Source organism: Salinivibrio sp. AR640 (genome assembly GCF_001995405.1).
Classification (GTDB): domain Bacteria; phylum Pseudomonadota; class Gammaproteobacteria; order Enterobacterales; family Vibrionaceae; genus Salinivibrio; species Salinivibrio costicola.
This window is the reverse complement of sequence record NZ_MUFD01000004.1, coordinates 1-20,454: the sequence shown is the minus strand read 5'-3', so window position 1 is coordinate 20,454 and position 20,454 is coordinate 1. Positions and strand designations below refer to the sequence as shown.

At 50.3% G+C, this 20,454-nt stretch carries 16 protein-coding genes and 5 tRNA genes; 4 read left to right on the top strand and 17 right to left on the bottom strand.

Annotated elements, in window-relative coordinates; genetic code table 11:
- Positions 1-64: 64 nt before the first annotated feature.
- From BZG75_RS03500 to mutY, 8 genes are all read right to left on the bottom strand, one after another.
- Positions 65-140, bottom strand: a tRNA-Phe gene (locus tag BZG75_RS03500).
- Between the two features lie 68 nt (positions 141-208).
- Positions 209-284 (bottom strand) — tRNA-Asn (locus tag BZG75_RS03495).
- 4 nt (positions 285-288) lie between these two features.
- Positions 289-364: transfer RNA gene (locus tag BZG75_RS03490), tRNA-Phe, on the bottom strand.
- Positions 365-366: 2 nt separating this feature from the next.
- A tRNA-Thr gene (locus BZG75_RS03485) sits at positions 367-442 on the bottom strand.
- Positions 443-487: 45 nt separating this feature from the next.
- Positions 488-563: transfer RNA gene (locus BZG75_RS03480), tRNA-Phe, on the bottom strand.
- Between the two features lie 136 nt (positions 564-699).
- Complete coding sequence (gene mltC / locus BZG75_RS03475) at positions 700-1,842, bottom strand: membrane-bound lytic murein transglycosylase MltC (protein WP_077576254.1); 1,143 nt, start codon at positions 1,840-1,842, stop codon at positions 700-702.
- Positions 1,843-1,943: 101 nt separating this feature from the next.
- Positions 1,944-2,216: an oxidative damage protection protein gene (locus BZG75_RS03470; RefSeq protein ID WP_021024203.1), complete on the bottom strand. Its 273-nt coding sequence runs from the start codon at positions 2,214-2,216 to the stop codon at positions 1,944-1,946.
- On the bottom strand, positions 2,213-3,301 hold the full coding sequence (mutY, locus tag BZG75_RS03465; RefSeq protein WP_077576180.1) for an A/G-specific adenine glycosylase: 1,089 nt from the start codon (positions 3,299-3,301) through the stop codon (positions 2,213-2,215). Before mutY ends, BZG75_RS03470 begins: the two co-directional genes overlap by 4 nt.
- Positions 3,302-3,502: 201 nt before the next feature.
- Between mutY and trmB the strand changes: the two genes are divergently transcribed.
- The gene (gene trmB / locus BZG75_RS03460) at positions 3,503-4,219 is read left to right on the top strand and encodes a tRNA (guanosine(46)-N7)-methyltransferase TrmB (RefSeq protein WP_021024205.1); all 717 of its coding nucleotides are present in this window, start codon (positions 3,503-3,505) and stop codon (positions 4,217-4,219) included.
- A gap of 90 nt (positions 4,220-4,309) precedes the next feature.
- The gene (glsB, locus tag BZG75_RS03455) at positions 4,310-5,230 is read left to right on the top strand and encodes a glutaminase B (RefSeq protein WP_077576179.1); all 921 of its coding nucleotides are present in this window, start codon (positions 4,310-4,312) and stop codon (positions 5,228-5,230) included.
- A gap of 100 nt (positions 5,231-5,330) precedes the next feature.
- Here glsB and hemL read toward each other — a convergent pair whose 3' ends face one another.
- Positions 5,331-6,623: a glutamate-1-semialdehyde 2,1-aminomutase gene (gene hemL, locus BZG75_RS03450; protein ID WP_077459821.1), complete on the bottom strand. Its 1,293-nt coding sequence runs from the start codon at positions 6,621-6,623 to the stop codon at positions 5,331-5,333.
- A gap of 213 nt (positions 6,624-6,836) precedes the next feature.
- Here hemL and erpA point away from each other — a divergent pair, with 213 nt between their 5' ends.
- Positions 6,837-7,178, top strand: a complete 342-nt coding sequence (erpA, locus tag BZG75_RS03445) for an iron-sulfur cluster insertion protein ErpA (RefSeq protein WP_021022145.1) — start codon at positions 6,837-6,839, stop codon at positions 7,176-7,178.
- 86 nt (positions 7,179-7,264) lie between these two features.
- On the opposite strand, the gene BZG75_RS03440 is transcribed toward erpA, so the two are convergent.
- On the bottom strand, positions 7,265-8,587 hold the full coding sequence (locus BZG75_RS03440) for a peptidoglycan DD-metalloendopeptidase family protein (RefSeq protein ID WP_021022144.1): 1,323 nt from the start codon (positions 8,585-8,587) through the stop codon (positions 7,265-7,267).
- 244 nt (positions 8,588-8,831) lie between these two features.
- Between BZG75_RS03440 and tyrS the strand changes: the two genes are divergently transcribed.
- Entirely contained in the window at positions 8,832-10,019 is a 1,188-nt protein-coding gene (gene tyrS, locus BZG75_RS03435) for a tyrosine--tRNA ligase (protein WP_077459820.1), read from the top strand.
- A 102-nt stretch (positions 10,020-10,121) separates the two neighbouring features.
- Here tyrS and BZG75_RS03430 read toward each other — a convergent pair whose 3' ends face one another.
- The 7 genes from BZG75_RS03430 to gltB all read right to left on the bottom strand — a co-directional run bounded on the left by BZG75_RS03430 (position 10,122) and on the right by gltB (position 19,948).
- On the bottom strand, positions 10,122-10,685 hold the full coding sequence (locus BZG75_RS03430) for a flavodoxin family protein (RefSeq protein WP_021022142.1): 564 nt from the start codon (positions 10,683-10,685) through the stop codon (positions 10,122-10,124).
- Between the two features lie 104 nt (positions 10,686-10,789).
- Entirely contained in the window at positions 10,790-11,401 is a 612-nt protein-coding gene (locus BZG75_RS03425) for a TRIC cation channel family protein (protein ID WP_025744819.1), read from the bottom strand.
- Between the two features lie 20 nt (positions 11,402-11,421).
- Positions 11,422-12,273, bottom strand: a complete 852-nt coding sequence (btuF, locus tag BZG75_RS03420; RefSeq protein ID WP_077459819.1) for a vitamin B12 ABC transporter substrate-binding protein BtuF — start codon at positions 12,271-12,273, stop codon at positions 11,422-11,424.
- A gap of 12 nt (positions 12,274-12,285) precedes the next feature.
- On the bottom strand, positions 12,286-13,245 hold the full coding sequence (locus BZG75_RS03415) for a cobalamin biosynthesis family protein (RefSeq protein WP_077459818.1): 960 nt from the start codon (positions 13,243-13,245) through the stop codon (positions 12,286-12,288).
- A gap of 13 nt (positions 13,246-13,258) precedes the next feature.
- A complete protein-coding gene (gene mtnN / locus BZG75_RS03410) occupies positions 13,259-13,954 on the bottom strand; it encodes a 5'-methylthioadenosine/S-adenosylhomocysteine nucleosidase (RefSeq protein WP_077576178.1) in 696 nt (231 codons plus the stop codon).
- Between the two features lie 102 nt (positions 13,955-14,056).
- Positions 14,057-15,469 carry an FAD-dependent oxidoreductase gene (locus tag BZG75_RS03405; RefSeq protein WP_077459816.1) on the bottom strand — a complete coding sequence of 471 codons (1,413 nt, stop codon included), beginning with the start codon at positions 15,467-15,469 and terminating at the stop codon, positions 14,057-14,059.
- A 12-nt stretch (positions 15,470-15,481) separates the two neighbouring features.
- Positions 15,482-19,948: a glutamate synthase large subunit gene (gene gltB, locus BZG75_RS03400; RefSeq protein WP_077576176.1), complete on the bottom strand. Its 4,467-nt coding sequence runs from the start codon at positions 19,946-19,948 to the stop codon at positions 15,482-15,484.
- Positions 19,949-20,454: the final 506 nt, after the last annotated feature.

Genomic DNA, 20,454 nt, shown 5'->3' with positions numbered 1-20,454 from the left:
CGGCACGGGTGTCGGTGTACGTATAAAAAAAGCCCCACTCGAGAGAGTAGGGCTATTTCTAATATGGTGCCCGGAGGCGGAATCGAACCACCGACACGGGGATTTTCAATCCCCTGCTCTACCGACTGAGCTATCCGGGCGTCTTACATGTTATAACATGTAAACTTCAAAAAAGCGCTAGCCTTCGGACTAGCGCTTTCTTTAAAAGTGGCTCCCCCAACTGGACTCGAACCAGTGACATACGGATTAACAGTCCGCCGTTCTACCAACTGAACTATGGGGGAATAATGGTGCCTCGAGGCGGAATCGAACCACCGACACGGGGATTTTCAATCCCCTGCTCTACCAACTGAGCTATCGAGGCAATGGTGCCGGCTGCCGGAGTCGAACTGGCGACCTACTGATTACAAGTCAGTTGCTCTACCAACTGAGCTAAGCCGGCACACAAATCGCGAAATACTGTGTGTCACACCATTATTTCATTATATGGTGCCCGGAGGCGGAATCGAACCACCGACACGGGGATTTTCAATCCCCTGCTCTACCGACTGAGCTATCCGGGCTAACGGGGCGCTATTAAACGGATTTTCGGTCTCACCGTCAACTGTTTTTTTGAAAAAAGTCCGGATATCGCATTGTTTGGATAAAAAGACAGCGAAGTGCGATAAAAACACGCAAATATTCGACCCTTATCGCGGTTTACTGGGGAAGTTGCGCGAAGTCTTTTTGATAGCGTGTGACCTTTTGTAAGTAGCGTCTTGACTCCGAAGAGGGGTGGCGATGGGTTAGCGCCCAGTAGACTTGGTTAGGTTTTAAACGGTTCAGGTCTTGCATTGCACGCTCGCGGTTATTATCAAAGGTCAGTAGCACATTACCGGTGCCGCCGTTATAAGCGGAAATCATACTGTAGTGTAAAGAAAGTGGGTCTCGCACCGCTTTGAGATAGCGATTTTTGAGAATATAGAAATAGGCGGTTCCCATATCAATGTTCTTTTCTGGATCAAAAAGGTACTCAGGTGTGGGCTGGCCACGACGTTTTTTTACCAGTTTGAATACATCGCGTCCCGCCGTTTTTGGGACCACTTGCATCAATCCATAGGCGTTGGCCCAGCTCACAGCATACGGGTTAAAGCTACTCTCGGTTTTAATAATGGCATAAATCAGCTTTTCAGAGATGCCGTAACGTTCAGAGGCACGACGGACAATATCCGCATATTGATAGCTGCGTTGTGCGGCGTGATCCGTCACCATAGGAATAGTGACAAAATACATGTTTTGAAAACGGACCTGTTTTTTCTTTAGCCGCCGGTCAATAAGATAGTCAGCAAAGCGATTGGCGCGCCATTGCCAGGTGATGGCTTTACCTTCGTGATCAACCACTTGCCCTTCGAGAAATGGGCGTCCCGTCAGCGGAACTTTTGCTGTAGAGTAAAGATCCACAGAAGCAGGATCGCGCGGGGTTAATAGGGTGGTGACAATGGCTTGTCTGAGGTGATCTTTCGGATCGTCAGTTGCGACGGTTTCCACTTGGATCACACCGCGTTCAAAGTCGATTCGTGCGCGACTTTTGTAATTATCCGTGTATTTGACGTAGTCACGTTTTCCGGAAACAAAGACTTGATCTTCGCCCCAGCGGACTTCGATTTTGCCAGTAAATTGGCTGATAAGCTGATTCAGGGCGTCGATATCTTTTTCGAATTGCCCTGGAATAGGCGCTAGATTTTTCGCAAACCGGTTAGTCGTTTGGTAATCCACGCCCACATATTTTTCGACGCTCTCTCGGCTGCAGCCGGAGAGCAACGCGCCATAACAGCACACTAACAAACAGAGTATTCGTGTCATTTTTGATTGCATTAGGATAAAAAAATACCCGCATTGAGCGTAACACAATGCGGGTGCGTTGCTGTGGTCAAGCCGCCTAGCTGTGGGCGACACCACGGAATTTACGCTTCGGGTGGCACATAGCCATCGATTTGCACGTCTTTTCCTTCAAACAAAAAATTGACCATTTCTTGTTCAATGATCTTACGATGTTCAGGATCCATCATATTGAGCTTCTTTTCATTGATAAGCATGGTTTGCTTCTTTTGCCATTCCGCCCAGGCTTCTTTGCAAATATTGTCATAAATGCGTTTGCCCAACTCTCCCGGGTAGAGTTGAAAATCGAGTCCATCGGCTTCTTTTTGGAGACGTTGGCAAAATACGGTACGGCTCATAATCTAGGCTCCTTGTCATCGCCGGTTAGAGATTGTTGGCGCTCATGTTCAAGCAAGGTTAACAGCTTTTTCACTGGGGCCGCTAATCCTACTTTTGCAGGTTGTGATAAGTTATACCAAAGCCCTTGGTTGGCTTCCATGATGATTTGCGGTCGCTCAACCACCGAGACTTTAATCGGTACAATATCTAAGTGAAAGTGACTGAAGGTATGTCTAAACGCGGTTAAGACCTCAGTTTTGACCGGTTTGATATTATGTAGCTTATCGGCAATATCGGCCTCGAGCGTGTGCTCAGCCGCTTCAGGCAAGCACCATAACCCGCCCCAAAGGCCGCTTGGTGGTCGTTGCTCTAACCAGATTTCATCTTGATGCTGGATCAGCAAAAAACTGGTTTGTTTGACCGGTAAGGTTTTTTTCGGTTTTTTGCCAGGAAAATCCATTTGCCGACCTTGTGCACGTGCCTCGCAGCGGTCGGCAACAGGGCAAAGATCACATTTAGGCTTGCTTCGCGTACAAACCATCGCGCCCATATCCATCATGGCTTGATTGTACTTGTCGGTATCTGTGGTGGGCGTGAGTGTTTCGGCAATCTCCCATAACTTGTTTTCTACCGGCTTTTTACCCGGCCAACCTTCGACGGCAAAACAGCGCGCTAAGGTGCGTTTGACGTTGCCGTCTAAAATGGGGTGCGGTTGACTGAGCGACAAAGAAAGCACGGCGCCGGCGGTTGAGCGGCCGACACCTGGGAGCGCCATGACCTCATCGAGCGTGGTAGGAAATACGCCATCATGGTGGTTGGCAATCACTTGTGCCGCTTTGTGAAGGTTGCGGGCACGGGCGTAATATCCTAACCCCGTCCATAAATGAAGCACTTCATCCTGATCGGCATTCGCTAAGTCGATAACGGTCGGAAACCGTGCCATAAACCGTTCAAAATAAGGGATTACTGTGCTTACTTGGGTCTGTTGCAGCATAATTTCACTGAGCCAGACTTTATATGGCGTTTTGTTTTGCTGCCAAGGTAAGGTTTTACGGCCATATTGCTCATACCAGTTTAAGATGGCATCGGAAAATGATTGACTCACTGTGTTCTCTCTTATTGTTTTGCTCACACGTGCACAAAGGCAGGCCACAGGGTACACTAACGGCAGGGCGTACTAATAGGATCAGCGCGTCCACCTTGCGCTATCGCAAAAACTTTGCATAATGCGCAGTCCGTTTAGATTTCCAACAATCGATGGTGACGGCTACCGGCATCATTACTACTGCATCACAGGCACCCAATCATGACTGAAGTCACTAAAACCGAACTCACCGAGGATGGCAAAGTTATTCGTAAAGTACGCAGTTTTGTGCGTCGCGAAGGCCGTTTAACGAAAGGGCAAGAGCAAGCGCTAAACGAATCCTGGCCTACCATGGGGATTGACTTTGACGCCACTGAGCTTGATTGGCAGCAGGTGTTTGGTAATGATAATCCTGTGGTGTTAGAAATCGGTTTTGGCATGGGTGCCTCTTTGGTTGAAATGGCAAAAAATGCCCCTGAGAAGAACTTTGTGGGTATTGAAGTGCATACCCCTGGTGTAGGCGCCTGTTTAATGGCAGCGCGTGAAGCCGGTGTCACCAATCTGCGTGTGATGTGCCACGATGCGGTCGAAGTGTTTGAGCAAATGTTGCCGAAAGAAAGTTTGGACACGGTGCAACTTTTCTTCCCTGACCCATGGCATAAAAAACGTCACCACAAACGCCGTATTGTGCAGTTACCGTTCGCTGAAATGGTAAGAGACAAGCTAAAAATGGGTGGCGTATTCCACATGGCGACGGACTGGGAAAACTATGCTGAGCACATGATCGAAGTGATGGAAGCGGCGCCTCACTATCAAAATATCGCAAAAGAGGGCTATTATGTTCCTCGTCCTGAAGAGCGCCCGCTGACTAAATTTGAGCAGCGCGGTCAGCGCCTGGGTCATGGTGTATGGGATATCAAATACACACGCACAGCCTAATGTGCTAAGGCGCGACGGCGCAGATAAGTGAAAGCCGAAAGCCAACCTCAGGTTGGCTTTTTTGTCCCCTGTTGTAAAAGGATCCTGTTGGTGAAACCAAGCTCTCAACTGTTAGCGCAAATCCTGGAGGATGTCCGTCCTTTAATGGGTCGCGGTAAGGTGGCTGATTACATTCCAGCTCTTGCGGATGTGCCGAATCATAAACTCGGTATTGCGGTTTGCTACAACGATGGCGACCTGATCACCGCCGGTGACGCGGACGAAGCCTTTTCTATCCAGTCGATTTCTAAAGCGTTAAGCCTGACATTGGCAATGCAAAATTATCGCGCGGAAGAAATATGGACACGGGTTGGTAAAGAGCCCTCTGGCCAGGCTTTTAACTCATTAATCCAGCTTGAGATGGAGCAGGGGATCCCGCGTAATCCGTTTATCAACGCTGGCGCCTTAGTCGTCAGTGATATGCTGCATACGCGTCAATCAGCCCCTCGCCAGCGGATGTTAGAGTTTGTGCGTCAGTTAGCGGGCAACCCCCATCTTTGTTATGACAAGGTGGTTGCGGATTCAGAAATGCAGCATAGTGATCGCAATGCGGCAATTGCTTATCTGATGCGCGCGTTTGGCAATTTTGACAATGAGGTGATGCCGGTTTTAACTAATTATTTCCACTATTGTGCATTAGAAATGAGTTGTGTTGATTTGGCCAAAGCCTTTTTCTACCTGGCGAATCAAGGAACGCCTTTATCGGGAAAAACGCGGATTTTAACGCCGACGCAAAGCAAGCAAATGAATGCGCTCTTAGCGACGTGTGGCTTGTATGATGGTGCGGGTGAGTTTGCCTACCGTGTTGGTATGCCTGGCAAGTCTGGCGTTGGTGGTGGGATTATTGCAATTGTGCCAGGCGAAATGTCGATTGCCGTGTGGTCGCCAGAACTGGATCCATCGGGTAACTCGTTAGCAGGCACCGCCGCTTTAGAGCTATTATCTGCTCGGATTGGGCGGTCTATTTTCTGATCCTAGCCCCGATACCGGTGAATAAAAAGCCCCGCATGCACGATGAGCGGGGCTTTTTGTTATTAGGCGTAACCGCTATGACTGGGCTATACGCCCTTGGTTAGCCTTGTGCCGCGAGCGTAGCGAAGGCGTGGTCAGCAGCTGCCAGTGTCGCATCAATTTCCTTTTGGCCGTGCGCCAAGCAGGTAAAGCAGGCTTCAAACGCAGACGGTGCGAGATAGATACCTTGCTCGAGCATTAAGTGGAAGAAACGCTTAAAGCGCTCAGTATCGCACTGCTGCACGTCTTTGAAGCAAGTGACTGTGTCTTGGTCCGTAAAGAAAAAACCAAACATTGCACCGGCTTGGTTGGTCGCTAATGGAATACCGTGTTTGTCGGCCAAGGCTTTAAAACCCTCAGCAAGTTGTTTGGTGACACTATTGAGGTAATCATGATTGCCTGGTTGACGTAGTTCACTAAGACACGCGAAGCCAGCTGCCATGGCGACCGGGTTACCGGCCAAGGTGCCCGCCTGATAAACCGGACCGGTCGGTGCTAAGTATTCCATCACATCGCGACGACCACCAAATGCACCTACAGGCATGCCACCACCGACGATTTTACCTAGGGTAGTCAAGTCAGGTTTGACGTCGTAATAGGCTTGTGCGCCGCCAAGTGCCACGCGAAAGCCCGTCATCACCTCATCAAAAATTAGCAGGGCACCAAATTCATCGCATAGCGCGCGTAAACCTTGTAAGAAACCTGGCTGTGGTGGCACACAGTTCATGTTACCGGACACTGGCTCGACAATAATACAAGCCACCTCGTCAGGGTAAGTCTCGAACGTTTGGCGTACCGAGTCTAGATCGTTATAGGTGCAGGTCAGCGTGTGTTTGGCAAAATCTGCCGGTACCCCGGGGGAGTTTGGCTCGCCGAGCGTGAGTGCGCCTGAGCCTGCTTTCACGAGTAAGCAGTCACCATGGCCATGATAGTTGCCTTCAAATTTGATGAACTTATCGCGTTTGCTATAGCCGCGCGCGAGACGAATGGCACTCATGGTCGCTTCGGTGCCAGAGTTCACCATACGCACCATTTCCATGGATGGAACAAGCTCAGCAACCAGTTCTGATAAAGTGGTTTCACTTTCGGTGGGTGCACCAAAACTCAGTCCACGCTGGGCGGCATCAACCACAGCTTCTCGAATGGAGGCGTGGTTATGGCCGAGAATCATTGGGCCCCACGAGCCGACGTAGTCGATGTAAGCTTTGCCGTCGGCATCAAAGATGTACGCGCCGTCAGCACGCTCCATAAAGACAGGGTCACCGCCGACACCGGCAAATGCACGCACGGGAGAATTCACGCCACCGGGAATGGTGCGTCTAGCTTGTTGAAAAAGTTGTGCTGATTTGGTCATGACATATCCTGTTAGGTAAGGCTTCGCCTAAATTGCGTCGGTGTATTTTAACCAAAGATACAGAACACTGGCGAGGTAGAGTATGATTTCATTGCAACAAGTTTGGCAATTAATACGTACTGATCACAATTGCGATCAAGCGCGCAATACTTGAACACTTTACTCAGGTATTAGATAATCCAATACTAAGCACCAAGAGCATGTGAGGTAACAATGAGCGAAGCACCTTTGCCGTTAGAGTTTTCTGAGGCCGCGGCGACCAAGGTAAAGACGCTGATTCAGGAAGAAGAAAACCCAAACCTGAAACTACGCGTCTACATTACCGGTGGTGGCTGTAGCGGCTTCCAGTATGGTTTTACCTTTGACGAAAACGTCAATGAAGGCGATATGGAGATCGAGAAAAGCGGCGTGATGTTGGTAGTGGACCCCATGAGTTTACAGTATTTAATGGGTGGGAAAGTCGACTATACCGAGGGGCTGGAAGGATCGCGCTTTTTCATTGATAACCCGAATGCCACCACCACGTGTGGCTGTGGCGCATCATTTAGCGTCTAATTTTTCGGCTGCGATAAAACGTACGACTTTTCGTTCCATCACAAAAACGGCGCCCTGTAGCGCCGTTTTTTGTCGCAATAGCCTGTTTAACCGCCACGGTTATAATGGTTTAAGTTGCCTACTGTCGCCAGTAGCTGGTTAAATTTGCTCAACTGTGCCATACGAGATTCAGCCAAGCGAACGAATTCTCGCTTGTCTTTACCTTGCAGGGATTTCGCTTCTGGCAATGCGACGGTGCGTGGGTTCTTATGCACACCATTGACCAAGAACTCGTAATGTAAGTGCGCCCCCGTAACACGCCCTGTTGATCCAAGCGTGCCGACGATATCGCCTTGTTTGACGCGCTGGCCGGTTTTCACTTTGCGTTTGGTCAAGTGCAAATACTTAGTGATGTATGTCGAGCTATGGCGGATAAAGACATAATTGCCGTTAAAGCGATTATAAGACGCTTTCATCACGATACCGTCACCAGCCGCTTTGATAGGCGTACCAACCGGTGCGACATAATCGGTGCCGCGATGCGGTTTGACCCGACCCGTCACTGGGTGCAGACGGCGTGGATTAAAGTTTGAACTGACATATCTAAAGTTCACCGGCGAGCGCAAGAAGGCTTTTTTCATCGCTTTACCGGTTGGTGTGTAGTATTTGCCACTCTCTGCTCGCACCGCGGTAAAGGTTTCACCACGGTTGGTGAACGTGGCTGCCAGAATATTACCGCTGCCAATATGTTCACCTTCGACAAACTCCTCTTCATACAAGACGGAAAAACTGTCTCCGTTACGAATATCGAGGGCAAAATCGACATCCCAGCCGAAAATCCCCGCCAGTTGCATGATTTGGTTTGGAGTGAGGCCTGCGCCTGACGCGGCTTGCCAAAAGCTCGATTGAATGGTCGCTCGAGCAAAATTTATCTGGGTATCAACGTGTTTGGTTTCAATGCGAGATTGATAGGTGTCATCGATCTTATTGACGATGAGGGTTTCATTGCTACCGCGTGGCTGAATCAGTTGCACCAGCTCGCCGCTGTCATCAACGCCTAAACGTACTTCATCACCAGGATTCAGATACGCCAAACGCTGGGTATGCTCATCGGCATTCACGAGGCGATAGAGATCAGTTGGGCTCAGGCCCGCGCGGTTAAACAGCAACGCCATACTTTCACCCGGTTGCACCTCATAGGTGGACCAATGGATAGTGCGGCTAAACTGTGCGGGCATTTCATCTTGTGGTGGCAGTAACGAGACGGCATCCACAGGGACAGGGTAGTGCTTACCCGGTTCAAAATTGGGTTGAGGGCGCGGGGTGCTTGGGCCATCAGGCACCAACATTAATAAGACTACGAATGCACTTAATGCACCGATAATGAGTTTATGTAACTTGGGTAAGGCTGCGAGTTTATTTAACGGCATGAAGACTATGTTGAATCACTACGAATAAAGTTATGACAGTCAGACACCCAATCGGTTTTATTGGGGATGATGCCCTGAAGTAGATTTGACACGGCTGACACAAAGACCACACACATTTTTTGATGGCAGCCACTGCGCACACACTGTATACACTCTATCAGTTTAACTGGTTTCAAAAACTGTCGCTATTCGAGTAATATGTCTGTTTATCACATTTTTGCCTATTAGGTAGGAGCAACAGACTATGGCGAGCCTTGAAGCCGCGCTAGCAGAACTAAAACGTGGCGTTGATGAAGTAATCCCGGAAGACGAGCTGGTGGCAAAGCTGAAAGAGGATCGTCCTCTTCGCATTAAGCTCGGTGCCGATCCTACGGCACCGGATATCCACCTCGGTCACACAGTGATCTTAAATAAGCTCCGAGCTTTTCAAGCGCTTGGCCATGAAGTGATTTTTTTGATTGGTGATTATACCGGCATGGTTGGCGACCCGAGTGGTAAAAACACGACGCGCCCGCCATTGACACGTGAGCAGGTACTGGCAAACGCAGAAACCTACAAAGAGCAGGTCTATAAAATTTTAGACCCTGCTAAAACACGTATTGAGTTTAACTCTAAATGGCTGGGCGAATTAGGCACCGATGGCATGATTCGTCTCGCGGCGAGCTCAACCGTGGCGCGTATGCTCGAGCGTGATGACTTTAAAAAGCGTTATACCAGTAACCAAGCGATAGCTATTCATGAGTTTATCTACCCACTCTTGCAAGGCCACGATTCAGTCGCGTTGGAAGCGGACGTTGAGCTGGGCGGGACCGACCAAAAGTTTAACTTGTTAATGGGGCGTGAGCTGCAAAAGCAAGCGGGACAAAAGCCGCAAGTCGTGATGACGATGCCGCTACTAGTCGGGCTTGATGGTGTTAAAAAGATGTCTAAATCGGCCCATAACTACATCGGCGTCAGCGAACGTCCAGATGATATGTTTGGTAAAATCATGTCGATTTCTGACGATCTCATGTGGGATTACTATGAACTGTTGTCATTCCGCCCTCTTGAGGAAGTGGCTCAGTTTAAGCAAGATGTTCAAGCGGGTAAAAACCCTCGTGATATTAAGATCTTGCTGGCGAAAGAAATCATTGCCCGTTTCCATTCAGACGCCGATGCTGACGCGGCCGAGCAAACTTTTATCAATCGTTTCCAAAAAGGGGCGATGCCAGATGAGATGCCAAGCTTTACCTTTGAGCAAGGTATTGCGATTGGTAATTTGCTAAAAGAGGCGGGACTGGTAAATTCCACCTCAGACGCGCTGCGTATGATCCGCCAAGGTGCGGTGAAAATTGACGGCGAAAAAGTGGAAGACACTAAGCTGGTGCCAGCAGCGGGTGAAGCCGTATATCAAGTGGGTAAGCGTAAGTTTGCGCGTGTGACGTTAAGCTAGAGATCCCCTAAAAGGGGACTCTACTTAACGCATAAAGGCATGAGTAGCTGATAACGAAAAGCCCTCGCGTGATTCGCGAGGGCTTTTCTCATGATTTACTGACTAGGTATGCCAAACGCCTTTTAGTGCACGTACCATGTGTTGACCAAGGTAAAACGCCGTTTGTAGGCAGGCTTCGCTAAGTTGGGCATCGTCTGGAGTGTGTGCAGTCACCCCAAGGCTTGTGCCACTTGGGTTAATGTTTTCTACCCCGATATTGGCACGGCCTAGGCTTAGCCACAGCATGTCATGCTGGCTGGCTAAGGTTTGGAAATACTGCAGTGTCTGGGGCTGATCGCCACCTGGGTAGGTGCCTACGGTAAAGCCTGCCGCGTACTTTCCTCGCCAATCTTGTGTTTCCCAGCTTGGGCTGGACGCATCGGCAAAGGCTTTAAATTGTGCGCTTGGCCCACCCATGTAGGTGGGAGCACCAAAGATGATCGCGTCGACCTCTTTGAGTTTTTCAAACAGCTTATCATCGATAAAGCGTCCGTTTTCTATCATTTCTGATGTAATGCGATACACCACTGGCTCGGCATCGCCGGCATGAATGCCTTCTGCGATGGTGGTGGCGAGCGCATGCGTGTGTTCATCTTCAGAGTGATAAATGATGGCGATGCTGATCATAGAGGCTCCTTTATTAGGCTGTTCTCCATGACATTAGGGTGTGCTGCCTAGATTTCAACCACTATTTGCCATATATCACGACACCTTAACACTAATGGCTATCACTATTTATCGAGCGCAAACGGCGGTAAAGATAAATGCCAGCGAATAGCCGCTAAACGGATCAGTAAGGTGGTGAGCATACCGGCGAGCGATGCCGTGACTGTGTCTGGACTCACTTCGATAGCAAGAGTATGGACAATGCCGCCAGCAATACAGGCCGTTGCATACACTTCCGTTCTCAGCACCATAGGCACTTCCCGCGCGAGCACATCACGAATAATGCCACCGCCACAGGCCGTTATGACCCCCATGATCACCGCGACAAGTGGCGATGCACCATAGCTTAGGGCTTTATCCACCCCAATGCCGACAAAGACCGCTAAACCAATCGCATCCGCGCAAGGCAGTACGTACCAAGGTAGACGGCGCGGATGGCGGATCAGCAGCATGGTCGCCACGCAGGTGGCTAATATCACCCAAATATAAAGCGTATCGGTAATCCAAAAGGCTGGTGTGGCGCCCATGGCCATATCTCTGACGGTGCCTCCTCCAATGGCGGTGGCACAGGCCAACACCACCACGCCAAAGGGGTCCATTCTTAAGCGACCGGCGACTAACACCCCTGAAATAGCAAAAACGGCGGTGCCAAATAAATCGAATAAATACAGAATCATGGTTTGTGTCATGCTAGGTCCTATTGCGCGTGACGGACTTTATCGAGGGCGGTACAAATTTGCTCTGCGGCATTCAATGCGCGTGGTGTGGCGCGAGTTAACCAGTCAGGATTCAGTGGCCAGGTAAAACGTTGCGCGTGTTCGGGCACTAATTCAGCCATCGATTGCCAAGATTCTGGCAATGTCGCACCGGTGTAGAACACCGCTTGTGGTAAGCGAGTGATCACCTGTTCCATATTCACTTGCGGATAGGCGGCTGGGCTTTCGGCGAAAATATTTTCCCCGCCGCATAAGCGAAATAACTGACTCGGCCAAGCACGATCACTGGCGGTCATTAAAGGCGTATCGCTGAGTAGATAAAAATAGCGTACAGAGGGTGCGTTCTGATAACGCGCTTTGAGCTGTGCGAGCTTTTTATCAAAGGCTTTTGCGTTGCGTGTGGCGATATCAGACGTCTTACTGTAGCGGCCTAACTCGCGAATAAACTGGCCAATGTCGCTAAGCTGGTTGGGGTTAAGGTAACGAATCTCAAATCCCATCTTAGCGAGAGTTTCTAGCGGTTTAGGCGGATTGCCGCCACGCCAAGCTAAAATTAAATCAGGCTTTAGGGCGATAATGCGTTCTAACTTTATCCCGCGGTAATTGGCCACGCGTTCAAGAGACTTTGCTTGCTCTGGATAATCACTATAGGCGCTGGCTGCGACTAGATGAGGACCAAGTCCTGCGGCATAGGCGAGCTCAGTCGCATGGGGAGCAAGACTGATCACTCGAGGTGACGTGGCATAAGCGCTGAAAGCCAGTCCCCAAAGCGAGATGAGAAACACAGGTCTACATACCAAAAGCAGCACGAGGCGGGCGCGAAAACGAGGCATCAATCCGAGTCCTTAAAGAATAAGAAGCAAAGAGCTTAACGCAAGCCAAATTAAAACACTGTGTTTTAATTTTAAACGCAAAAGCAATAGGTGGTAACACGCCGGGGTGACCCCGTAGCCAATTTTGGTTCTGAGGGTTTTCGTGCCTTGATAGATAGCCGGGCCACCGAGAGATAATTGAAAGCGGCTTCCCGCACAGGCGAGTAGCCAACCCGGTCCTGGCGTGCGCCAACGACGGCCTTGTTGCCAGCAAGCTTTGAGATGCGTCCATGGCGTACGCCCTAGCGCCAACACGAGCGCAAACAGCGACATTGGAATGGTGTCGACTAGGTTGAGTAATCGTGCGGTTGCAAGGCCGAATGGATAATAGGCTAGTCGGCTGGGTGACCAGACGCGATGGAGATGAACCACACTGGTATATAAAAGGGCACCGACGCCACCGGCAAGCGCATAGTAAAAGATCACACAGGCGCCATGCCGAGCCGTGCCGAGGATCAGCGTTTCGGCGCCGGCTTTACCGATGCCGATCAATGACAAGGACTCAGTGTCTCGGTTTACCTGTGTCGCAAGTAATGCACGCGAGGTACCTTTATCATGCTCATCAATGGCCTGCGCGAGTGCGTGTCCAAATTGGTCAATCGGTCGCCACGCTAATGCGAGCCAAAGCAAAATCCCATCAAAGAGTGGACGTGACCAGACGAGCTCACGAGCGGCAATCAATAAAATAGCCAAGGTGCCGCACATCAAGGCCAAGGCGAGACCACCCGCGAGTTTGCGTTGCTGTTTAGGATCGTTATCTTTATTGACTTGGCTCGCCAGCAATACGGCATACTGCTGCCAATATTGAAAAGGAGAGTGCTGGGTTGAGAGCGGCAGTAACCAGTGGATCAGCACCGCCAGCCACAGCGCCCATAAGCTTCCGTGGTTGGCGGCGAACAGTATCCATTGTTGCGGGTTAAGCAAAGCATCCATGATCGTGGTCGGGTTAGTCGTTAATCATCGTCACCATTTTTTCGACCATGGCGGAGGAGCTTTTTGCTGCCAGAGGCAAGAATTCTTCAAAAGACATGGGTGACTCTTTTTCTGCGACCACGTCAGAAATAGCACGTACTACCACAAAAGGTGTTTTGAACTGGGCACAAACTTGCGCAATGGCAGCCGCTTCCATTTCTGCGGCAACGGCTTGGGGGAAGTGAGTGTGGATATGTTGACGATGTGCGTCAGTGTGGACGAAGGTATCTGCGGTACAAATGAGTCCGCGAACCACATGAGTCTCAGCGTCGACCGCTTTCTCAGCTAATTGCATTAAGGCTTCATCCGATTCAAATACTGCCGGCTGCTGTGGCACCTGCCCCATTTGATAGCCAAATGCGGTTGCGTCCGCATCGTGATAACCAACCTGAGAAGACACAACGACGTCTCCGACATTGAGCGAGGGCTCAAAAGCACCCGCAGAGCCGGTATTGATCACCCAACCAGGCTGGTGCTGTGAAAGCAACAAGCTGGTGCCAATGGCCGCCGCTACTTTACCAATCCCCGACTGCAACAAAACAATATCATGGCCGTGTAAGGTGCCGGAGTAGAAGGTGCAACCGCCCTCATGGTGCGTCGTTAGGCTGGTTAGCTTGTCGCGCAGTAGAGTGACTTCTTGCTCCATTGCGCCAATAATGCCGATTTTCATGGTTATAATCCTGTTCGCGCGTTAATGCCGTTAGTGTACATTAGACAAAAAAAAAGTGCCTCCTTTGAGGCACTTCTGATGCTGTCGTTGATCTTAACGCGTTTAAACTTCAAGGTAATCCATGATCCCCTCCGCCGCTTTACGGCCTTCATCGATAGCCGTGACCACTAAGTCGGATCCTCGTACTGCATCCCCGCCGGCGAAGATCCGCGGATTCGTGGTTTGGTATAAGATCTCACCTTTGGCAGGCGCCTGAATCCGTCCTCGTTCGTCTAGTGCGACATCGTAAGGTTCCAACCATTCCATTGCATGAGGCTGAAAACCAAAAGCCATGATCACCGCGTCAGCTTCCAGTATGTGTTCACTGCCTTCAATCGGCTCAGGACGACGGCGGCCGGCGGCATCCGGGGCACCCAATTGGGTTTTCACTACGGTGACGCCGCGAACATTGCCGTTATCGTCCACTTCAATGCCAAGCGGTTGCAGGTTGAACATAAAGTTGACGCCCTCTTCACGCGCATTTTTAACTTCTCGACGTGAACCCGGCATGTTTTCTTCGTCACGGCGATAAGCACAGGTGACGCTAGCGGCTTGTTGGCGAATCGAGGTACGCACACAGTCCATCGCCGTATCCCCGCCACCGAGGACCACAACGCGTTTCCCTGCCATATCGATAAAGTCGGGCGCATGATCCAGATCCATCACTTTATAGGTGTTGGAGACTAAAAAGGGTAGGGCATCAAAGACACCGGGCGCATCTTCATTCGCGAGCCCGGCACGCATGTATTGATAGGTTCCCACACCTAAGAATACCGCGTCGTAGTCATCCACGAGGGTTTGCATCTCAATATCTTTGCCGACTTCGGTGTTGAGGCGGAACTCTACACCCATCTCGGTAAAGACGCGCTGACGATGACGCATGACATCCTTTTCTAATTTAAAGGAAGGAATGCCAAAGGTAAGCAAACCACCGATCTCAGGATAACGATCAAAGACGACGGGTTTAACGCCATTGCGTACTAACACATCGGCGCATGCCAGACCAGCAGGCCCTGCGCCAATCACGGCCACTTTTTTATCGGTCCACTCGACATGTGACATATCGGGCTTCCAGCCCATTTCAAAGGCTTTATCGGTAATGTATTTTTCGACATTACCGATAGTCACCGCACCAAAATCGTCGTTGAGAGTGCAGTCACCTTCGCACAGACGATCTTGCGGACAGACTCGGCCGCAGACTTCTGGCAAGCTGTTAGTTTGATGTGACAGTTCTACCGCTTCAATAATCCGCCCTTGGTTGGCAAGCTCTAGCCATTGCGGAATGTAGTTGTGTACTGGGCACTTCCATTCGCAATACGGGTTGCCACAATCGAGGCAACGATCTGCTTGGGCCGATACTTCCTTCTCGGTGAAAGGCTCATAGATCTCAACGAACTCAATCTTGCGCGTTTCAATCGCTTTTTTGCGCGGATCAATGCGCTGGACATCAATAAACTGATAGATGTTCTGGCTCATGGGTCCCTCCTTTTATTGCGCCTGAACGCGCAACTCGGTCGCGCTACGACTTTGATGGCCTAATAAAGTATTCACATCCGCCGCTTTGGGTTTGACCAAATAGAAGCGATGCACCCAATGATCAAACTCATCCAGTAGCTGTTTTGCACGATCCGAGCCAGTTAGCTCAAAATGCTGAGCAATTAAGCCACGTAAATGCTCTTGGTGGATCGTGAGAGCTTCCAGTGAGAGTGCCTCGACCAATTCAGCATTGATATGGGCATGAAAGTCGCCCTCTTCATCCAGCACATAAGCAAAGCCGCCTGTCATTCCAGCGCCAAAGTTGACACCGGTGCGCCCTAGAATTGCCACAATACCGCCTGTCATGTATTCACATGCGTTATCGCCTGCGCCTTCCACAATGGCATGGACGCCTGAGTTGCGTACCGCAAAGCGCTCTCCTGCTTTACCCGCAGCAAAGAGCTTGCCGCCCGTTGCACCATACAGGCAGGTGTTACCCATAATGGTGGACTCATGGCTGGCAAATGCCGATCCAACCGGTGGACGGATGACAATCTGTCCGCCACTCATGCCTTTACCGACATAATCGTTGGCATCACCGATGAGGGTAATGTTGACTCCAGCGGCATTCCATACCCCCAGAGACTGGCCTGCGGTGCCTTGCAGTTGAATATCGAGCGGATTGGCTGCCATTCCGGCATTGCCATAGCGTTTGGCGATGACGCCTGACAAGCTAGCACCGACTGAGCGGTCGGTATTACGGACCGAGCGATAAATACTCGCGCTATGATTCGCCTCAATCGCATCACTCAGTTCACTCAGCAGAGTCTGGTTCAGCGCCGCTTTATCGAATGGCGTATTCGGCTCACTGCAATATAAGGTTTTTCCCGGCCAAGGCGTTGGCGCCTCAAGGATATGGCTTAAATCCAGTTTCAACTGTTTGGCGGTAAAGCCTTCAACTGCCTCTAATAAGTCGGTACGGCCAATCAGATCGGTGAGTTTCTCGACCCCGAGCTCAGCGAGCAGTTCGCGCACCTCTTCACCCAGGCCTTTGAAGAAATTCATCACCTGTTCGGGGAGGCCTTTAAAGTGATCGCGACGCAAGGTTTCATCCTGGGTTGCCACACCGGTCGCGCAATTGTTGAGATGGCAAATTCGCAGATATTTACAACCGAGTGCCACCATGGGGGCGGTACCAAAGCCGAAACTTTCTGCGCCTAAAATCGCCGCTTTAATAATGTCGAGACCGGTTTTCAAGCCGCCATCAACTTGCAGGCGAATTTTGTGGCGTAAGCCATTTTCCACCAAAGCTTGCTGGGTTTCGGCTAGGCCGAGCTCCCAAGGGCTACCTGCATACTTTACCGATGTCAGCGGGCTGGCACCGGTACCGCCATCGTAACCCGAAATGGTAATCAGATCGGCATAGGCTTTCGCGACGCCAGTGGCAATGGTGCCAACACCTGGTTCCGAGACCAGCTTAACCGAGACCAGTGCCTGCGGATTCACTTGTTTTAAGTCGAAGATCAGCTGCGCTAAATCTTCAATTGAGTAAATATCATGATGAGGCGGCGGCGAAATCAGGGTGACTCCAGGCACGGAAAAGCGCAGTTTCGCGATCTCTGCGGTCACTTTATGCCCTGGCAGCTGCCCGCCTTCACCCGGTTTCGCACCTTGCGCGACCTTGATTTGCAGCACGTCGGCATTAGTTAAGTAGTGCGGGGTGACGCCAAAGCGGCCCGAGGCAATTTGTTTGATCCGAGAATTACGCTCGCTATTGAAGCGACGTGGATCTTCACCGCCTTCTCCAGAGTTGGAGTGACCGCCTAGACGGTTCATGGCAATGGCGAGAGCTTCATGGGCTTCTGGACTTAAAGCGCCAATTGACATAGCGGCTGAATCAAAGCGTTTAAACAGCTCGGTCGCGGGTTCTACGCGCTCGAGTGCAAGCGGCGTTTGTGCTTTTTTCAAGCGCATTAAGTCACGCAAGGTCGCGACCGGACGTTCATTGACCGTGTTGGCGTAGGTTTTGTAATCCATGGTTTCACCCGAGCGGACCGCGCTTTGCAAGTTGGTCACTACATCGGGGTTATAAGCATGGTACTCACCGTCATGCACATATTTGAGCAAGCCACCGTGCTCAAGCGGTTTGCGTTTAATCCACGCGCGACGGGCAAGGTTGACGAGGTCTTGTTGGAAATCGTCAAAATTTGCCCCTTGAATCCGACTCGCGACGCCTTTAAAGCAAAGTTCAATGACATCGTCATGCAGACCTACGGCTTCAAACAGTTGCGAGCAGCGGTAAGACGCAATGGTCGAGATCCCCATTTTCGACATGATTTTGTAAAGGCCTTTATTGATGCCATTACGGAAGTTAACCATGACGTCACGATAAGGTTGGTTGACCGCACCAATATCGACCAAATTAGCCAAAGTTTCGTAGGCCAAATAGGGATAAACCGCGGTGGCGCCAAAACCGAGTAACACCGCAAACTGATGGGCATCACGAGCGCTACCGGTTTCGATGATGATGTTGGCATCACAGCGCAGGTTCTTGCTGACCAAACGTTTTTGCACTGCACCGACGGCCATGGCGGCTGGGATTGGGAGTGTGTCTTTATGAATACTGCGATCAGACAGCACGACCAAGACGGTGCCATCGCGGACACAGCGCTCAGCTTGATCACAAAGGTCAAGGATCGCTTGGTGAAGATCTTTCTCGTTCGGGTTGTAGTTAATATCGAGAACCGTATTGCGGTAATAGGTGTCGTCCAGCTCGAGTAACTGGATCAGATCTGAAAACAGCAGTACGGGCGATTTAAAGGCAACCCGTTCGGCATGGCCATCGGTCTCGCAAAAGACGTTCATCTCGCGACCGATACAGGTCGCCAATGACATCACGTGATTTTCCCGTAACGGATCGATAGGTGGATTGGTGACCTGAGCAAATTTTTGCCGGAAATAGTCACTGACACAGCGCGGACGCGAAGAAAGCACCGCCATTGGTGTGTCATCGCCCATGGAGCCGGTCGCTTCTTGGCCGATATCACCCAAGACCTTGACTACCTGGTCAATCTCTTCGTTCGACATACCAAACAGCTTTTGATACGTCTTGAGCTGACCATCTTGCAAGTTGCGGCTGCCTTCACTGGTTTGTGGATCCAGATCTTCAAAAGGCGTCAGGCGACGGACATGTTGATCGAGCCATTCGCGATAGGGGTGGCGGCTTTTGAGCTCATTATCGATTTCACCCGAGTGCCAAATTTTGCCTTCTCGTGTATCAATGACCAGCAACTCGCCTGGCCCGACACGCCCTTTTTCTTCAACTTCATCCGGTGCGTAATCCCAGATGCCGACTTCAGATGCCAAGGTAATAAATTTATCTTTGGTGATCACATAACGCGCTGGACGCAGACCGTTTCGGTCAAGGTTACAGGCCGCGTAGCGACCGTCTGACATCACAATGCCGGCTGGACCATCCCAAGGCTCCATATGCATCGAATTAAAATCATAGAATGCGCGGAGCTCGTCATCCATATCTGGATGATTTTGCCAAGCAGGCGGCACAAGCAGGCGCATGGCTCGGAACAAGTCCATACCACCGGCAAGAAAGACTTCCATCATGTTATCGAGGCTAGATGAGTCTGAACCGGATTCATTCACAAATGGCGCCGCTTGGTATAAATCTGGCAATAATGGCGAGTTAAACTTATACGCACGGGTCCGCGCCCACTGGCGGTTGCCTTCAATGGTGTTGATTTCACCATTGTGTGCGAGGTAGCGGAAAGGTTGGGCAAGCGGCCAGCGCGGCTGTGTATTGGTACTAAAACGCTGGTGGAACAAACAAATCGACGACTCAAGGCGAAGATCGGCCAAATCAGTGTAAAAGCGCGGCAGATCTGCCGGCATACACAGTCCTTTATAGACAATGGTTTGGGTCGACAAGCTGGTCACATAAAAATCTGCATCATCGGTGAGGGCCTTTTCGGCGCGACGACGTGCAATGTAAAGGCGACGTTCGAGATCGCGAGCTCGCCAGCCGGCTGGACCATTGATAAAGACTTGCTCAATCACCGGTTGAGACTGTTTGGCGATGTCTCCAAGTACGTCAGGATTGGTCGGTACCGTTCGCCATCCCACCACTGAAAGGGTTTCAGCGTTGATTTCTTGCTCGAAGCGTTGTTTGGCTTGTTGGGCTTTAGCTGGATCGGCGCTTAGAAAAATCATGCCGACCGCGTAAAGGCGGCTAAGCTTCCATTGATTTTGCTCAGCGATAAGGCGGAAAAAGCGGTCTGGCTTTTGCAGCAGCAATCCACAACCATCGCCTGTCTTACCGTCTGAGTTGATACCACCTCGGTGGGTCATGCGGTCAAGTGCAGCGATAGCGGTACGAACCAGTTTGTGGCTTGGCTCTCCCTCTTGGTGGGCAATAAGGCCAAAACCACAGTTATCTTTTTCCAGCATTGGGTTGTACAGCGACATTGCAATTCTCCCTTGCTACTGCGTGATGCGCAGTGATTGCATTTATTGTCGTGATCCTCCTGACCACTCTGAGCGGGCTTAGCCTTGTGACTATGCTCCCGTTATGTTGTGATTTTTTAACGAGATTTGTCGGTTATTGGTTATTTAACTAGCTGTTTTTAAAAACAATAACCGAATCAAATAAGGGGAAAACACGACTCAGCGACCTTCCAAATTAACGGGAAACCCCGCAAAGGTCAAATTTTTGTATGCAACCTTTATGCATATACAAATGTAAAAAACGACGATTTAAGATTATGATTTAGCGTGCTTTTAATGCGGATAAACAGGGAATAATAGCTATTCGCAATTATGCTTTTTAGTTAAATAATTATTAAATAAAGGCAGAATTTGAGTAGATATTCTAATTTTAACAACAAACAGAGAAGGGTGCGTTTTATGCGTCCACTTTCATAGCGAAAATCACTACAGATTGATGTAATAAAATAACAGATGATATTTATAAA

What these genes read in the sequence shown, in the direction of transcription:
- BZG75_RS03415 (WP_077459818.1), bottom strand. Translation starts at nt 13,245, where the DNA reads ATGGATGCTTTGCTTAACCCGCAACAATGGATACTGTTCGCCGCCAAC.
- erpA (WP_021022145.1), top strand. Translation starts at nt 6,837, where the DNA reads ATGAGCGAAGCACCTTTGCCGTTAGAGTTTTCTGAGGCCGCGGCGACC.
- trmB (WP_021024205.1), top strand. Translation starts at nt 3,503, where the DNA reads ATGACTGAAGTCACTAAAACCGAACTCACCGAGGATGGCAAAGTTATT.
- hemL (WP_077459821.1), bottom strand. Translation starts at nt 6,623, where the DNA reads ATGACCAAATCAGCACAACTTTTTCAACAAGCTAGACGCACCATTCCC.
- mtnN (WP_077576178.1), bottom strand. Translation starts at nt 13,954, where the DNA reads ATGAAAATCGGCATTATTGGCGCAATGGAGCAAGAAGTCACTCTACTG.
- btuF (WP_077459819.1), bottom strand. Translation starts at nt 12,273, where the DNA reads ATGCCTCGTTTTCGCGCCCGCCTCGTGCTGCTTTTGGTATGTAGACCT.
- BZG75_RS03425 (WP_025744819.1), bottom strand. Translation starts at nt 11,401, where the DNA reads ATGATTCTGTATTTATTCGATTTATTTGGCACCGCCGTTTTTGCTATT.
- gltB (WP_077576176.1), bottom strand. Translation starts at nt 19,948, where the DNA reads ATGTCGCTGTACAACCCAATGCTGGAAAAAGATAACTGTGGTTTTGGC.
- mltC (WP_077576254.1), bottom strand. Translation starts at nt 1,842, where the DNA reads ATGACACGAATACTCTGTTTGTTAGTGTGCTGTTATGGCGCGTTGCTC.
- BZG75_RS03405 (WP_077459816.1), bottom strand. Translation starts at nt 15,469, where the DNA reads ATGAGCCAGAACATCTATCAGTTTATTGATGTCCAGCGCATTGATCCG.
- BZG75_RS03470 (WP_021024203.1), bottom strand. Translation starts at nt 2,216, where the DNA reads ATGAGCCGTACCGTATTTTGCCAACGTCTCCAAAAAGAAGCCGATGGA.
- BZG75_RS03430 (WP_021022142.1), bottom strand. Translation starts at nt 10,685, where the DNA reads ATGATCAGCATCGCCATCATTTATCACTCTGAAGATGAACACACGCAT.
- tyrS (WP_077459820.1), top strand. Translation starts at nt 8,832, where the DNA reads ATGGCGAGCCTTGAAGCCGCGCTAGCAGAACTAAAACGTGGCGTTGAT.
- BZG75_RS03440 (WP_021022144.1), bottom strand. Translation starts at nt 8,587, where the DNA reads ATGCCGTTAAATAAACTCGCAGCCTTACCCAAGTTACATAAACTCATT.